At 51.8% G+C, this 16,567-nt stretch carries 9 protein-coding genes; 6 read left to right on the top strand and 3 right to left on the bottom strand.

All coding sequences use genetic code 11. From position 1 onward, the window contains the following. Position 1: 1 nt before the first annotated feature. The 3 genes from PXY01_RS05365 to PXY01_RS05355 are packed head-to-tail and all read left to right on the top strand — an operon-like array spanning position 2 to position 4,312. A complete protein-coding gene (locus PXY01_RS05365) occupies positions 2 to 919 on the top strand; it encodes an ABC transporter permease (protein WP_127568021.1) in 918 nt (305 codons plus the stop codon). Further along, a complete protein-coding gene (locus PXY01_RS05360; protein ID WP_127568019.1) occupies positions 882 to 2,678 on the top strand; it encodes an ABC transporter ATP-binding protein in 1,797 nt (598 codons plus the stop codon). Before PXY01_RS05365 ends, PXY01_RS05360 begins: the two co-directional genes overlap by 38 nt. Further along, a complete protein-coding gene (locus PXY01_RS05355; RefSeq protein ID WP_127568017.1) occupies positions 2,660 to 4,312 on the top strand; it encodes an ABC transporter substrate-binding protein in 1,653 nt (550 codons plus the stop codon). Before PXY01_RS05360 ends, PXY01_RS05355 begins: the two co-directional genes overlap by 19 nt. A gap of 444 nt (positions 4,313 to 4,756) precedes the next feature. Here the strand turns inward: PXY01_RS05355 and PXY01_RS23140 are convergent, their stop codons facing one another. Continuing rightward, positions 4,757 to 6,523, bottom strand: a complete 1,767-nt coding sequence (locus tag PXY01_RS23140) for an extracellular catalytic domain type 1 short-chain-length polyhydroxyalkanoate depolymerase (RefSeq protein ID WP_307719367.1) — start codon at positions 6,521 to 6,523, stop codon at positions 4,757 to 4,759. Between the two features lie 524 nt (positions 6,524 to 7,047). Between PXY01_RS23140 and PXY01_RS05345 the strand changes: the two genes are divergently transcribed. Then, positions 7,048 to 7,809 carry a YhcN/YlaJ family sporulation lipoprotein gene (locus tag PXY01_RS05345; protein ID WP_127568015.1) on the top strand — a complete coding sequence of 254 codons (762 nt, stop codon included), beginning with the start codon at positions 7,048 to 7,050 and terminating at the stop codon, positions 7,807 to 7,809. A 58-nt stretch (positions 7,810 to 7,867) separates the two neighbouring features. Here the strand turns inward: PXY01_RS05345 and PXY01_RS05340 are convergent, their stop codons facing one another. Then, on the bottom strand, positions 7,868 to 8,896 hold the full coding sequence (locus PXY01_RS05340) for a S1C family serine protease (protein WP_127568013.1): 1,029 nt from the start codon (positions 8,894 to 8,896) through the stop codon (positions 7,868 to 7,870). A 276-nt stretch (positions 8,897 to 9,172) separates the two neighbouring features. Further along, positions 9,173 to 9,397, bottom strand: coding sequence for a helix-turn-helix domain-containing protein (locus tag PXY01_RS05335; RefSeq protein ID WP_006040330.1), 225 nt, complete (start codon positions 9,395 to 9,397; stop codon positions 9,173 to 9,175). Between the two features lie 462 nt (positions 9,398 to 9,859). Between PXY01_RS05335 and PXY01_RS05330 the strand changes: the two genes are divergently transcribed. After that, on the top strand, positions 9,860 to 12,877 hold the full coding sequence (locus PXY01_RS05330) for a glycoside hydrolase family 9 protein (RefSeq protein ID WP_246027805.1): 3,018 nt from the start codon (positions 9,860 to 9,862) through the stop codon (positions 12,875 to 12,877). Positions 12,878 to 12,974: 97 nt separating this feature from the next. Further along, positions 12,975 to 16,535, top strand: a complete 3,561-nt coding sequence (locus tag PXY01_RS05325; RefSeq protein ID WP_127568009.1) for a glycoside hydrolase family 48 protein — start codon at positions 12,975 to 12,977, stop codon at positions 16,533 to 16,535. Positions 16,536 to 16,567 lie beyond the last annotated feature (32 nt).

The following is a 16,567-nucleotide window of genomic DNA, read 5'->3' as shown; positions in this document are numbered from 1 at the left end:
TATGCAAGAGGTTATGGACGATAGAGTCGTCATTCGTGAAGAGGTTCGTCCGAGACTGAAGCATTGGCTGATCCGATTTGCGATGCAGGACAAGAGCACGCTGTTTAGCTTGATTGTCTGCTGCTTGATTGTTGTATTGACGCTCATTGCACCTTGGATCGCTCCCTTTGACCCGGAAAAATCAGTAGCAGATTCGTTAATAGCTCCCAACGCTGTTCATTGGTTCGGAACCGATAATACGGGAATGGATGTGTTGTCCCGCATGCTGTATGCCCCGCGAATTATTATCCTCATTTCGCTCGGCTCGCTTGCGGTAGCGATTCTGTTTGGCGTCCCGCTTGGACTTATCGCTGGTTATTATTCGGGCGCAAGGGGGCTGCTGGGGAAATTGTCGGAAGGGTTGATGCGGTTCTTCGATGTGCTGCAGGCGTTTCCGATTTTCGTACTGGCGATGATTCTCATGTCTGTAGCAGAGCCGTCACCGATCAGCCTCATTGCGGTCATTTCGGTAGTAAATATTCCGATTTATGTCCGGTTAATGCGCAGCGAGGTGCTGCAGCTTCGCAAGAAGCTTTATGTTGATGCGGCGAGGGTGATCGGGAATAAAGAGATCAACGTCATTATCAAGCATGTACTCCCTAACGCCATGGAGCCGATATTGGCACAAGCTTCCGTAACGATCGGTATGTCAGCGTTATTGATTTCCGGCCTAAGCTTCGTAGGAGCGGGTATTTCTCCGCCTACTCCTGAATGGGGCTCGATGATTGCAATCGGTGCTTCGGACGTTATTTACGGTTACTGGTGGCCTGCTGTTTTTCCAGGTTTGGGCCTCGGGTTAACAGTTTACTGCTTCGCATTGCTCGGAGAGGGGGTACGGAAATTTGCAAAACCTACAGCAAACGTTGATTCCGGCAAGTGAGACGACGATGGAACCGGTGCTTCATATGGAAGGCGTCACTTTAACGCATAAAGCGACCGGGAAGCAGCTTCTGCACAATGTATCGTTCCAAGCTGGCAAAGGACAAATTATCGGAATTATCGGAAATTCCGGAAGCGGGAAAAGCGTGCTGCTGGAATCGATCATCCGGATTCTGTCGTTTCCGGTGGAATTAACAGGAAGTATTCAGCTGGGTGGCAAAGAGTTAACATCGCTTAACGAACGAAGCTTCAACGCCATTCGAGGTAAAGACCTCGCTTTCATTCCGACGGGAGGAAAGATGTATCTGAATCCGGTTGTTCCAATCGGAAAGCAGCTCATCCGTATCCTTCGAACGCATGCGAACGTTTCGGAAGCCGAAGCGAAGCAGCGCGTGCTGGAATGGCTGGCTAACGTTTCGATTCCGGACCCCGGCAATCGGATGTTTGCTTATCCCCACGAATTAAGCGGCGGGATGGCGCAGCGCGTTGTCATTGCGGCTGCTATGCTGAACGAACCATCTCTTATATTGGCCGATGAGCCGACTGCCGGGCTGGACGTAACCGTCCAGCGCCAAATTCTCGACTTGTTATCCCAAGTTATCCGCCAGGCGGGCACATCCTGTCTGCTCGTCACGAGAGACTTAGGAATTGTGGCGAGCTATTGCGATAAAGTGCTCGTTATGGATGGCGGCGAAGCTGTCGAGCTTCAGGATACGAGATCGTTCTTCCGTTCGCCTGCAAGTAAAGCCGGACAACAAATGATCCAAATGATGCTGGATGAACAACAGCAAATTAATCGGATGTCGACTCCGAAAGGCATGCGAACAGAGCCGGTCGTATCCATCCATGAGCTTTACAAAGTATTTACGCTGGGGAAGAGGAAGGTAAACGCGATCAATGGGGTTTCCTTCTCGATTCAACCAGGGGAAACGCTAAGTATGGTTGGCGAAAGCGGCTCGGGAAAAACGACGGTAGGCAGATGTATTGCCGGTCTCGAGAAGCCGACAAGCGGACTCATCTCGCATGGCAATGGCAAAGCGCGAATCGGGATGGTGTTCCAAGAGCCATTCGAATCGTTAAATCCAAGACATACGATTAGGCGAATTTTGAGTGAGCCGCTTCGCATAATGGGAAAAGAGAGCCACGACGAAATCATGAATGAGGTGCTGGCAAAGGTCAATCTTTCCCCTTCCGTTCTTGACCGGTATCCGTTTGAATTAAGGCCGAATGAGCAGCAGCGAATCGGGATTGCGCGTGCCTTAATGAATGATCCTGACCTTATCGTGCTCGATGAACCGACGTCGATGCTGGATCCCGCTACTCGAATGGACATCTTGACGATACTCAAAAAGATTCAAGAGGAGACCGGCATCGCGTATTTGTTCATTTCGCATGATCTATCGGCCGTGCAGCTGTTGGGCGGAATAATGGCTGTTATGTATTTGGGCGAAATCGTAGAGATCGGGCGGACGGAGCAGCTGTTCCAATCGCCGCTTCACCCTTATACCCAGTCTTTGATGTCGTCTGTCCTTCATCCGGACCCCGATAAGCAGCTGCAAGAGATGAAGCTTACGAACGAAATACCGAGCCCGCTCAACCTGCCGAAGGGCTGCTTCCTGGCTCCGCGTTGTCCGTACGCGACGGCGGAGTGTCATCAGCAGCATCCGGAGCTCATGGAGAGGAACGGCAGCGATCGTATGGTTGCATGTCTACAATATTCTGACAAGGGGGAGCAAGCATTATGGGAAAAAGAGGCGTAATCCGTGCTGTAACCGTATTATTGGCAGTGTCCGTCATTATGACCGCCTGTTCGTCGAAATCAGAGCCTTCATCTAATACATCTTCGAATTCGGGAGGATCGGGTTCGGGTACATCCTCTTTAGTAATTGCTACGCCAAGCTTGCCGTCGTCATTAGAGGTCGAGAATGCGATCGGCTATGAGAACCAAGAAGCGGCACTCAATATGCACGCAACGTTGATCCGGAATACGTATGTGGACAAGGGCGAAGGGTTGAAGGGGCAGGAAGTAACGAGCTTCGAGCCGGTACTGGCGGAAAGCTACGAAGTTAGCGAGGACGGATTAAGTGTCACCTTCCGCTTGAAGCAGGGGGTTCTTAGTCCAGATGGCAACGAATTAAATGCAGACGACGTCATTTACAGCATGAAGCGCAAAATGGGCACAGGCAGCACGGCGGGCTTTATTGGGGGCTTCGTCATTAGTGATGTCGATCAGCAGGTTTTGAAAATTGATGAGTATACGGTACAATTTAAGCTTAACAAGAATACAGACTATACGCTGTTAAGTATGCTGTCGAACTCTCATTTGGGAAGCATATATGATAGTGATTTGCTGCTTTCGAAGAAAACAGACGACGATCCTTGGTCACTGGAGTATGCGTCCAAAAACAGCTACGGATTTGGCCCTTATAAGGTTGTCGAATATAAGCCAGGGCAGCAGCTGGTGTGGGAAAGCAACGAAAATTATGTTCTGGGTGAGCCGTATTACAAGCGAATCGTAGTGAAAGAAGTGAAAGACACTTCGACTCGCGTCTCTTTGCTGCGCGGCGGGGATGTGCAAATTGCAACCCAATTGCGGCCGAGAGATCAGGAAGCTTTGAAGGATGACCCGAACATTACGATACCAGCCATCGACACGAATATGCACATCTTTATTCCATTGAACACAAGCGTCGCTCCTTTCGACAATCAGCTGGTTCGACAAGCGATGGCCTATGCAATTCCGTATGATCGCATTCAATCGCAGGTATACCTGAACCGTTCCGCATCGATGAGCGGGCCAATGTTCCCGGATATTCCAGGCTACGATTCGACTCCGTTCGAGCAATACACGTATGATCCGGCGAAGGCGAAGGAGCTGCTTGCGGAGGCAGGCTTTGCAAATGGAATTACGGTGAAGATGACTTATAACACCAGCTATGCCGACTTGAAGGAAGTAGCCAATATGATTAAAACAGGCGCTAGCGAAGCGGGAATCACGATCGAGCTGCAAGAAATGCCTGCATCGTCTTACGCTCAAGCCAAATCAAGCGGCAGCCTCCAAATGATGCTGGATCGCGATTATTCTATCGTGTTGTCGCCTTATTATTTATTGCTCTTGTTCTTTAACGACACGAGTCCGTTGAACTGGTCCAAATGGGTTAATCAATCTTATCTTGATGCGGTAAACACAGGCGCTACCTCAACTAACAACGAGCTAAGCGAGGAAGCTCAGCAATATTGGAAGGAAGCGCAGCAGATTCTAGGCAGCGAGCTCCCATTCATTTGGGTCAACTACGTACAGCCGCTTCAAGCAATGCGAAGCAGCGTGACGGGATTTGCTTTCCGTACCGACAACGTCATCGCGTATGAGCTGTTAAAGCCAGCAGCTGAATAGAAAGAACACGATTTGCCTCCTATACGGGTTCCCATAGCTCGGACACTTTGAATAAAGGTGTTCGGGCTATGGTTTTTTTTGGGTTTAACAGGTCATGGTCGCTAAGATATCTAAGCTTAAATTTTATGCCTTAGTCGCACAGGTTAGTGGGCTCCAGCTAGGCAAAATGAGGCATTTACAAAAAAATGGAGATGAGTTAATTTATCCAATTGGGAGGGCACCGATTACCCAAGAACCTGCGGCGGTTATGTTACTAGGCATCGGAAATGGAAGGTGGTTGATCTAGGATGAGAAGGACGACAGCATTCTTAACTATATTAATTATGTCTGCACTGAGTTTTGGATTAGGATGGATTATTAATACTTCATATAATTTCTCGACAAAAAGCCGGAGCTGCACCATATTGTGAAGCTCCGGCTTTCTTGATTCGTTACCGTATAAGATTACGGCTCGATTCCCCATACAAGGGTATTGTTATGGTACAGCGTCACCTTGTTCCAGTCGGCAAATGCTGTCTTCGTTCCGTCAAATGAATAGTCGTTGTTCTCGTTAAAGTTCGACCAGTCGGATTTCGCAATGCGGATTTGGATGTCGCCAGTCTGGCCGCCTGGTGCGATCGAGCCTGCCGCTGCACTGAATGACAGCTCCAGATATGTGTCGGCATTCGTGCCAGTCGTGCTTACGATCGTACCGTTCACGTTAGATGCTCCGATCTGGGCGTAGTCTTTGTAGAAATTGAGATTTGCATTGCCGTCTTTCGTGAAATAGTAGCGCAGCTTGACATCACTCAGATTGACGGCTGATGCTCCGGTGTTCTTAATATTGAATGTCGCATAAATTTGGTTATCGGTTGCGTTGGAGTTGTTGAGCTTGTATTGTGCAACTAGCGTGCCGGTGCCTGTACCGCCACCTGTACCGCCTCCGCCATTGCCGCTTGTCGGCGTCGCGCTCGCCTGCGGAGAGTTCGTGCTTTCGCCTGCTGCGTTCGATGCGCTCACAACATAATAATACGTCGTACCATTGTTAAGGCCTGTGTTCGTGTAGCTGGTTGCGGTTATTCCTGTCGCGATGCTCGTATAAGGACCGCCGCTGGTCGTAGCTCTCTTCACGGTGTAGCTTGTCGCGCCTGATGATGCAGCCCAGCTTAATGATACGCTAGCGTTGCCAGCAGCAGCAGTTAAAGTTGCTGGTGCTGCCGGTGCCGTCGTAGTACCGCCGCCACCACCACCGCCACTATTGCTATTGTTTAAGCCAAGGAAGGCAATTGAATAGGCGACCATTCCGTTTTCCGGTATGCTATGGCCAGCGCCCTGCACGCTGATCGCCTCGACCGGCGGCTGGACAGTTGCGTTCCCATAGCGGGTACGGTTCCAGGACGGCTGCGGATTATCGGTTAAGACCGGAGTCTGGGATACGCCGTGCAGATTCGTCCACTGCTTTGTTGCTTCGATGAGGTTATTATGGTTGACAACAAAATCGTTCGTACCGTGCCAAAGCTGCATGCGTGGGTAGCTGCCCGTATAGCCGGGGTACATTGCGCGGGCCGCGTCGCCCCATTGCTGAGCTGTCTTCGTTATATACCCGCCTGCGCACTGGTCGTTCAAGAAGACGGTGGCTGATCCAGTAGCGAGGCAGGTGGCTGGCACACCCATGAACGCGCTTCCAGCGGCAAAGACATCTGGGTACAAGGCAAGCAAGCCGTTCGTCATCATCGCTCCGGAGGATGCCCCCATTGCGACGATGCGGCTGGTGTCAATGTTGTAGTTTGCTTTAGCCCAATTCACCATCGATATAATACTGACGGGGTCAGTGCCGCCGCCGCGGATTTGCGATTGTGGGCTCCATACGTCGAAGCAGTTCATGAATTGACTGCGCGCGCTTTCTGGGAAGATAATCAAGTAACCGTACTGCTCTGCTGCCGTAACATAGTCGCGTGCCATCCCGCTGTAGAAGCCAGAAGCACTGCCTCCGCAAGTGTGCATAGCTACGAGCAGGGCAGGTTGTGCTGCCAAGTTGCGCGGTTCGTATACATACATGTTCAAGCCGCCAGGATTGTTACCAAATGACATGATTCGTGACAGCGTGCCTGGTGTCACACCCGCAGGCGACGCCTTGGCCGTCTGGTTCAACGCCGTGGGCAGCAGGAGGCTGACAAGCAAAAGCAGCGCGCTGAACAAGCTTACCATTCTTGATCTTACTAGCATCATCATTACTCTCCTCCAATCTAAAATGTTGAATTAAGGTGCTACATTTCGTAGAATATGCGCGGCCCTCCTTTCTTTCCATGAGATAGGATGCGACTTTATGCTATAACGTTTAAGCCGCAAATGAAACTCTACAATTTATAGAATTTTCTGTGAAAATTTAATATATCTGGTTTGTCTTGTGTGATCTTCAGGAGAATGTGAAGCGACTTCGGAAATCAATCCTAAGAAGGTGAAGTGGAAATCGTATCTCGGTCAGGCTGGTATTGGCGTATACTCGATGTCTGACGTGAAGGGATGTTATATTCCAAGTCTTGAATGAAAATGCGTGTGCTAGATAAGCCTTATTGCGTAGTTTGTGAGGAATGTAATTCGGAAGAAAATTTTAAGTGAAGCTACGAAGTCGAAAGCTGCATAAGCAACTGTATATTGTCTTGGCATTACGTCCAACTTATTGCGGGCATACGGTTCATCGATTCGGCGCACGATAATAACGGCTTTATTATTCACCAGCCGAATGGAGGGCCATCATGCATCGAAAGTTCAAAGTAATCGCCGCATCGGCAATGCTTGGCGCGATATTGGCGGGATGTGCAGCCAATCAAGGCGACTTGGGCAACCGGGCACCGGTTCGTTCGAACAGCGTTCGTTATGACATGAACGGCAATCAGATCATGAACAAGCGGTTCGCCAATGATCAGATGAATGAAATGAACCGTGTCAACGGCCGCCGACTGAACAGCAATAACTTAATCGGAAGCCATGAGAATTATCGTCTCGAGATGAGTAAAAACATCGCCGATCGCATTACAACGAAGGTAAAGGAAGTAAAGACCGCAAACGTCATGCTGACCAACAGCAATGCGTATGTTGCGGTTTCGCTGCGAGATGGAGCTAGCGCGGGCGGTTCTAGCCCGGTTACTCCTTTGAATACAGGCGGCATGACACCATCACCGCGATATGGAACGTACAGCACAGCGCCGCATAACAATAATATGTACAATCGCACGAACAACATGTACGGCGATGGCACATACCGAGCCCGAGCCGGAGCGGACGCGAACGCCGACATTCAATTAACGGAACATGTGAAAAGCCAAATAGCAGCTGAAGTAAGGAAGCTGGCGCCGAGCGTTGCGCATGTATACATTTCGGCTAACCCAGACTTCGTCGATCGGATGAGCGGCTATTGGAAAGAGGTACAAGCTGGCCACCCGATTCAAGGCTTTATCGCTGAATTTAACGCGATGGTTGAGAGACTGTTCCCAGCTAGAGCGGATGTTAATCTGTAACGATTTAAAGGTCAAAGCCCGTGTGTATGGCTTTGACCTTTACTAGCTTGGAGCTCATTTATATATTCGATCCGCCTCCGAGCACTTCTTGAATTACGCTCTTCATCGTCGTTGTCGGAATCGCGAAGCCGATGCCTTGTGCCTCCGTCTCACCAGCGGAGTTCATACCGATAACTTCGCCAGCGGAGTTCAGGAGCGGACCGCCGGAGTTGCCTGGATTTATCGAGGCGTCAGTTTGGAGCAGGTGCTCGTAGGTACGCGTCGTATTGCCATCTTGAATTTGGATCGGACGCTCCTTGGCGCTAAGCACGCCAACCGTTAGCGTCTGATCGAGTCCATAAGGGTTGCCAATTGCGACGACCATATCACCGATGTTCACCGTATCGGAATCGCCTAGCTTGACCGTCGGAAATGATGCGTTTGATCCGCTGCGCGGCTTAATCTTCAGAATCGCGACGTCAAGCTCCTCGCGCTCCCCGACGACGTTGGCCGTATAGGGCTCGGATTCTCCCTGCAGTGTAACTTGAATTTGATCCGCACCTGCGATCACATGCTGATTCGTCATAATGTAGCCATCCTTTTGGACAATAAACCCGGTTCCCGTCCCCATCGCCGTTAGTCCACCCTGCGAGCTCTCGCTCGGTTCGAACCAGATTCCGCCGCGCGTACGGAAGCTTTGCCGCTGCTGCACGTACGTATCGATTTTGACGACAGCCGGGCTGGCCGCTTCATAGATGGATGCAATATCGCCCGATGCTGTCTGAGTGGAAGCAGCTGCTGAAGCCGTAGTAATGCCGGCGCCTTGTCCTGCAGCAGTCGAAGCAGCTTGTCCGGTCTTAGTACCGTTGAACCAATTATTATGATCGGCTGCGTACATGAATCCGCTAATTGTGAGTACGCCTGCCAGGAAGGCTGCCGCAAGCGGGAGCAGCGGGTGCCGGCGTGAAGGTGCGGCTGCCGGCTTATCGCTTGCGAAGTCGAAGCTTCGGCCGAAGCGGGTAATATAAGTGCCGTTCTCATCTTGATGCGTCTCGATCCATTCATTATGTTGGCCTCTACAAGGTCTGTTCGTATGGTTATTCATCATCCTATAATTCCTCCCCCATCCATTAGCCGGATGCTGTGCTGGTTTGCAGCAGTTTCGATTTCGTTAAGTTCATCATGAGGGCTGAACCTTAATCGAGTCTTAAATGAAACTAAAAAGAAGAATAAAATGGTCTTACCTCGAATAGGATGGAATGAAGCTGCCCGTTCCGCAGTGCTGGCCGCACCAACAAAAAAACCTTCTCACCGTGCTTCCATGAAGGACGCATGGGACGAAGGCCGATTCCATAACGAATCAGGATCTATAGATGAACGATGACTAGATCTGTAATTCCCCAAGCTTGATCAGCTCGACAACCGCCTGTGAACGACCTTTGACATTGAGCTTTTGCATTACATTGGAGATATGATTGCGTACCGTCTTCTCGCTGATGAACAGCTGCTGAGCAATGTCTCGCGTTGTTTTATCCTGTACTAGCAGCTCGAATACTTCGCGTTCGCGATGCGTCAACAAAAATTTGCTCTTATGGTCGCTGCCCTTCAATTTTTGTCACCCCTCCTTGCTCGGGTTTGTATGGTTTAACAAGGTTTAGGGATACAGTCAACTTATATTATGAACAGGATGGACCAATGGTGCGGTATACCTGGCAAAATGGGCACGCCGTTCGGGCATGCTTCTGCAGCACACAATGAACTCGTCGAGGCTGTAACGAATCGTGCACTTGTCGACTCTCTTCTGCAAAAGTATAGAGAGAAATTAGTAGGCAGCTGCTATAAGTGTCGAGCGCTGGATTAGCGTTCGGCACTTTTTTATTGTCAAGTTTTGATGACGAAGGTCATCAAAGTGACATTCAAGAAGTCATGATATTTGCTAGTCCGACTTCTATCGATGTTTATAATTGGAATTACCGCCCTTGATGGCTGCTAACCCGTCGAAAGAGAGGAGGAGAGTGGGCGACACCCGGTTACGACAATACAACAAGCAATGAAGGAGATGAATAAGGCAATGAGGCGTACGCGGAGATGGGTTACCAAGCTTCTAGCGTACACGCTGGCGGCAGGTCTCGTCTTAGGAGGAGCGCCGGTGGGTGTCTTCGTTCCTGAAGCGAATGCAGCAAGCGATTTCAACTACGCCGAGGCGTTACAGAAAGCGATTTATTTCTACGAGGCGCAGCGTTCAGGCGAACTGCCCGCGAGCAATCGAGTGGAATGGCGCGGTGATTCCGGGCTTACCGACGGTGCCGATAACGGAGTAGACCTGACGGGCGGTTGGTATGATGCGGGTGACCATGTCAAATTCGGCTTTCCGATGGCGTTCTCTGCAACGATGCTTGCTTGGTCGGTATATGAGTACCGAGACGGGTACGTGCAGTCTGGCCAATTAGATGCGATTTTGGACAATTTGAGATGGGTTAACGACTATTTTGTAAAAGCGCATACGGCTCCGAATGAGCTGTACGGACAAGTCGGCACCGGTAGCATAGACCACGCTTGGTGGGGGCCGGCCGAAGTGATGCAGATGGAGCGCAAGTCGTACAAAATTACGGCGACCTGCCCGGGCTCCGATCTCGCAGGCGAGACCGCTGCGGCTATGGCGGCAGCATCCATCGTATTCGCTGACACGGATTCTGCTTACTCGGCAAAGCTGCTGACGCATGCGAAGCAGCTGTACAGCTTCGCGGACACGTACCGCGGCAAGTATTCCGATTGCATCAAGGACGCACAGTCGTTCTACAACTCATGGAGCGGGTATGCGGATGAGTTGACTTGGGGGGCGATCTGGCTTTACCTGGCAACGAATGACATGACTTATCTGAACAAGGCAGTTCAATCAACTAATGACTGGAGCAGGGATCAAGCGGGCGAATGGGGTTACAAGTGGACGATCGGCTGGGATGACAAAACGTACGGCTCCCAGTTGCTGCTTGCCCGTATTTTGACTGAGCTTGGTCGTCCGGAGGCATCGACATTCGTTACAGCGACGGAGAAAAATCTTGATTTCTGGACGGTTGGCGTTAACGGACAGCGTATTACGTACACGCCTGGCGGTCTAGCATGGCTTGATTCGTGGGGGTCGCTAAGGTATGCGTCCAATGCAGCATTCTTGGCCTTCGTCTATTCTGACTTCGTAGCGGATCAGACGAAGAAAGCCCGGTATCGCGATTTCGCGGTGCGCCAGATTAACTACGCGCTAGGTGATAATCCGAAAAATCGCAGTTATGTCGTTGGCTACGGCGTGAATCCGCCGCAGCATCCGCACCATCGGACGTCGCAAGGCTCCTGGTCCGATAATATGCTGGAGCCGGCTAACGCCCGTCATGTGCTCTATGGAGCATTGGTCGGCGGTCCGAACCAGACTGACGGTTACACGGACAGCGTGCAGGACTATACGATGAACGAGGTTGCGACCGACTACAATGCCGGATTCACCGCCTCGCTAGCGAAGATGAATCTACTATTCGGTGCGGGCCAGCAGCCAGCAGCTAATTTCCCGCCAAGCGAGACGAAGACGGACGAGATGTTCGTAGAGGCTGCGATCAATCAAGCCGGCAGCAATTTTACGGAAATTAAGGCGCTGCTCAACAACCGTTCCGGCTGGCCGGCACGGATGGGCGATAAGCTGTCGTTCAAATACTTTATGGATTTGAGCGAAGTGTACAATGCAGGCTACACGGCTTCAGACCTGACGGTTCTGACGAATTATAACCAAGGGGCAACGGTATCGAGTCCGATTGCTTATGATGCGGCGAATCACATTTATTATGTGAACGTCGATTTCACCGGAACGAAGATTTATCCGGGTGGACAGCCGCATTACAAGAAGGAAGTGCAGTTCCGAATTACAGGGCCTCAAGGCGCTTGGGACCCGACGAACGATTACTCTTACGGCGGACTCGTGAAAGAGACTGTCGCGAAAACGGCGCTGATGCCGGTATACGATGCAGGAGTACGAGTATTCGGTTCTGAGCCTTCAGGGGGCATTTCGCCGATCCCGACTGCTCCAGATGCGCCTGCGAATTTGACGGCTTCGTCAGGAAACGCTTTCGTAACGCTGAACTGGACCGCGTCGTCCCGTGCTACGACGTATACCGTTAAGCGCTCAACGACGAGCGGCGGTCCTTATACGACCGTTGCGACGGGGCTTACGGGCACGACATACACGAACACGGGGCTGATCAACGGTACAACGTACTATTATGTTGTCTCCGCTGTGAACAGTGTTGGCGAATCGTCGAACTCGGCGCAAGCATCGGCAACGCCGCAGGCGGTTGTTACGGCTCCGGATGCGCCGACGGGCTTGACGGCGTCGGCAGGCGATGCGCAAGCGACACTGACGTGGACGGCATCAGCAGGTGCTGCCAGCTACAATGTGAAGCGTTCGACTACAAGCGGAGGCGCTTTCACGACAGTGGCAATGGGTGTGACGGGCACGACGTACACGGACACCGGTTTGACGAATGGTACGACGTATTATTATGTCGTGACTGCTGTCAACAGCGCGGGTGAATCAGCGAATTCCGCCGCCGTCAGTGCAACGCCGGCAGGAACGGTAACACCGCCGCCGGGCTATCTCGTAGTTCAATATAAAGTGAACAACGGCAATGCGAACGATAACATGATTTATGCAACCTTCAACATTAGGAATGTGGGCACGACGGCCGTCAGCCTGAGCGATCTGAAGCTCCGTTACTATTTCACGAAGGATTCGTCCAACGCTAGCTTAAGCTTCTGGACGGATTATGCTCAGGTTGGTACGAGTACGGTAAGCGGCACGTTTAACTCGATCAACCCTGCGAAGACCAATGCAGATACGTATCTGGAGCTTGCGTTCAGTGCAGCGGCTGGATCGATTGCGCCAGGCGGACAATCCGGCGATATCCAGATTCGAATCGCGAAGTCCGACTGGTCGAATCTGGACGAGAGCAACGATTATTCGTTCGACGGTACGAAATCGTCATTCGTGGACTGGAACAGAGTAACGCTCTATCAGAGCGGATCGCTTGTATGGGGCCTCGAGCCATAGTGCTCTTTGTGTTAAGGCATGGAGGGTTCGGTGGCTTCCGGTTTCGTAAGGCAGCCGCCGGACAGAAGAAATACCAATTTCGAAGGAGGATTTATTCATGGTCATTAAAGCCTCCCGCAAGGGACTGGCAATTGCTTTAAGCGCAGCGCTGTCTGTATCTTCTATCGTGGGCGGAACCGCATTGGTTGCCCCTCAGAAGGCAGCAGCGGCGGCGCCGGCAACATCTGTTGAAGCGCAGCGCTTCCTAACTCTGTACAACCAGTTGACTGACCCATCAAGCGGGTATTTCTCACCGGAAGGAATTCCTTACCATGCAATCGAGACGCTCTTAAGTGAAGCGCCGGACTATGGTCATATGAGTACGTCTGAGGCATACAGCTACTGGCTGTGGCTGGAGGCATTGTATGGCTATTATACGGGCGACTGGACACATCTAGAGAAAGCATGGGACAACATGGAGAAGTACATCATTCCTGTCAATGAGGGCGACGGCAAAGAAGAGCAGCCTACGATGAATTACTATAATCCGAACAGCCCAGCGACGTATGCACCGGAGAAGCCTCAGCCAGACCAATATCCGGTACCGCTCAGCAACGTTAAGACAGCAGGCAAGGACCCGCTCGACGCTGAGCTGAAAGCAACATACGGAAACAATCAAACGTATCTGATGCACTGGTTGATCGACGTAGATAACTGGTACGGCTTCGGTAACCTGCTGAACCCGTCGCATACGGCAACGTATGTCAATACGTTCCAGCGCGGTGAGCAAGAGTCTGTATTTGAGGCTGTCGTCCATCCGTCCCAGGACAACAAAACGTTCGGCCAGCCGGGCGAAGGCTTCATGTCGATCTTTAACAAGGAGAACCAGGCTCCTGCAGCACAATGGCGTTACACGAACGCCTCTGATGCGGATGCTCGCGCAGTTCAAGTCATGTACTGGGCGAAGCAGTTCGGCTATAACAATACGAAGTATTTGGATAAAGCGAAGAAGATGGGCGACTATCTCCGCTATGACATGTACGACAAGTACTTCCAGAAGATTGGAACGGGCAACGGCTCCTCGACGCCGGGCACGGGCAAGGATGCAAGCACGTACTTGCTTGGCTGGTACACGGCTTGGGGCGGCGGCTTAGGCGAGAACGGTCAAGGCAACTGGGCTTGGCGGATTGGTTCCAGCCATGTGCATCAAGCTTATCAGAATCCGGTAGCGGCATATGCATTGTCTACATCGGCAGGTGGCCTCATTCCGGCATCGCCAACGGCACAGCAGGATTGGAACACGTCGCTTAAGCGTCAACTCGAGTTCTACACGTGGCTGCAATCGAGCGAAGGCGCGATCGGCGGCGGCGCAACGAACAGCTGGGATGGCGAATACAAAGCGTTCCCGACGGGAACGAGCACATTCTATGGCCTCGGCTATCAGAAAGCACCGGTATATCATGATCCGGATTCGAACCAATGGTTCGGCTTCCAAGTATGGCCAATCGAGCGCGTAGCGGAAATGTATTACATTCTCGCAGCGAACGGCGATACGACGAGCGACAATTTCAAAATGGCGAAACAGGTTATGGAACGTTGGGTCGATTACGCGCTTGATTATACGTTTATCGATCAAAGACCTGTTACGGACTCCGACGGCTACTACCTTAATGCATCCGGTCAGCGCGTCTTGGGCGGAGCTAATCCAACGATAGCGACGACGTCGGCTCCAGGTGAGTTCTATCTGCCTGGTACGCTCGAATGGAACGGTCAGCCGGATACGTGGACTAGTCTGAGCGCCTATACAGGCAATCCGAATTATCATGTTGTTACGAAAGATCCAAGCCAAGATTTAGGTGTTCTTGGAAGCTATGTCAAAGCGCTTACCTTCTACGCAGCGGCTACGAAGGCAGAGACAGGCTCGTATTCTGCACAAGGCGCGCAAGCCAAAGATACGGCGTACACGCTGTTGAATACGGTCTGGAGCTACAATGACGGCATCGGTATCGTGAAGCCTGAGCAGCGTGCCGATTACTATCGTTTCTTTACGAAAGAAACGTATATTCCGTCTGGCTGGTCGGGCACGAACGGTCAAGGCGCAACGCTTCCAGGCAATAACGCTGTAGCATCTGATCCTGCTAAAGGCGGCAACGGTTACTATATCAGCTATGTGGATCAACGTCCGAAGATTACGCAAGATCCAATGTGGTCGTATTTGCAAAATCTGTACACGACGTCGTACAACACGACGACGAAGAAATGGGAGAACGGAACGCCTACGTTTACGTACCACCGTTTCTGGTCACAAGTCGATGTTGCAACAGCCTATGCAGAATATGACCGTCTCATTAACAGCAATTCGACAACCCCTACGGCTCCGGCTGCACCAGCAACGCTGTCGGCAGCGGCAGGCAATGCACAGGTGACGCTGACATGGTCGGCTTCCGCAGGCGCGACGAGCTATAATGTGAAACGCGCTACGACGGCGGGAGGTCCATACACGACGGTAGCAACAGGCGTGGCGGGCACGACGTTTACGGATACGAGCTTGACGAACGGCACGACTTATTATTATGTCGTAAGCGCCGTGAACGCGGCGGGCGAATCGGTTAACTCCGTTCAAGCATCGGCAACGCCGCAAGCGGGCGTAACGGCTCCGGCAGCGCCTACAGGCTTGACGGCATCCGCAGGCAGCTCGCAAGTGACGCTAACGTGGACGGCGTCCGCAGGCGCAACGGGCTACAATGTGAAACGTTCAACGACAAGCGGCGGTCCGTATACAACGGTTGCAACGGGTGTAACGAGCACGACGTTTACGGATACGAGTCTGACGAACGGCACGACGTACTATTACGTTGTTACGGCAGTCAATAGTGCAGGCGAGTCGGCGAATTCGACACAAGTATCGGCAACGCCGCAAGCGGCAGTAACGGTTCCGGCAGCGCCTACAGGCCTGACTGCTGCGGCAGGAGATGCGCAGGTCACGCTGAACTGGACGGCATCCGCAGGCGCAACGAGCTATAACGTGAAGCGTTCGACGACAGCAGGCGGCGCGTTCACGACGATTGCTACAGGAGTAACGGGTACGACGTTTACAGATACTGGTTTGACGAACGGCACGACCTATTACTACGTCGTCAGCGCAGTCAATAGCGCAGGCGAGTCTGCGAACTCTGCAGCGGCAAGCGCAACGCCTGCAGGTACGGTAGTAACGCCTACGGGTAACCTTCAGGTTCAATATAAGCTGAACAATAATAACGCTTCGGACAATATGATCTATGCGACGTTCAACATTAAGAATACGGGTACGTCGCCAGTAAGTCTGAACGGTCTGAAGCTTCGCTACTACTTTACGAAGGACACGACGAGCGCAGGTCTGAACTTCTGGACGGACTGGGCGCAAGTTGGAACGAATACGGTTAGCGGAACGTTTAACGCCATTAGTCCAGCGAAGACGAACGCTGATACGTATCTCGAAATTTCGTTCAGCTCCGCTGCGGGCTCCATCCCAGCAGGCGGACAATCGGGCGATATCCAAATTCGTATCGCGAAAGCTGACTGGTCGAACTTCAATGAGAACAATGACTACTCGTTCGACGGTACGAAGTCCGCATTCGCGGATTGGAACAAAGTGACGCTGTATGAGAACGGCTCACTCGTATGGGGTATCGAACCGTAAGCTCTGGTTCTTGGAACGGGAGTCCGGCTCGC

It is taken from the genome of Paenibacillus xylaniclasticus (assembly GCF_004001065.1).
Classification (GTDB): Bacteria; Bacillota; Bacilli; order Paenibacillales; family Paenibacillaceae; genus Paenibacillus_T; species Paenibacillus_T xylaniclasticus.
This window is presented reverse-complemented; position numbering and strand designations above follow the sequence as displayed.

Excerpts from the sequence above, each read along its gene's own strand:
- PXY01_RS05365 (WP_127568021.1), top strand. The coding sequence starts at position 2 with ATGCAAGAGGTTATGGACGATAGAGTCGTCATTCGTGAAGAGGTTCGT.
- PXY01_RS05355 (WP_127568017.1), top strand. The coding sequence starts at position 2,660 with ATGGGAAAAAGAGGCGTAATCCGTGCTGTAACCGTATTATTGGCAGTG.
- PXY01_RS23140 (WP_307719367.1), bottom strand. The coding sequence starts at position 6,523 with ATGATGATGCTAGTAAGATCAAGAATGGTAAGCTTGTTCAGCGCGCTG.
- PXY01_RS05345 (WP_127568015.1), top strand. The coding sequence starts at position 7,048 with ATGCATCGAAAGTTCAAAGTAATCGCCGCATCGGCAATGCTTGGCGCG.
- PXY01_RS05340 (WP_127568013.1), bottom strand. The coding sequence starts at position 8,896 with ATGATGAATAACCATACGAACAGACCTTGTAGAGGCCAACATAATGAA.
- PXY01_RS05330 (WP_246027805.1), top strand. The coding sequence starts at position 9,860 with ATGAGGCGTACGCGGAGATGGGTTACCAAGCTTCTAGCGTACACGCTG.
- PXY01_RS05325 (WP_127568009.1), top strand. The coding sequence starts at position 12,975 with ATGGTCATTAAAGCCTCCCGCAAGGGACTGGCAATTGCTTTAAGCGCA.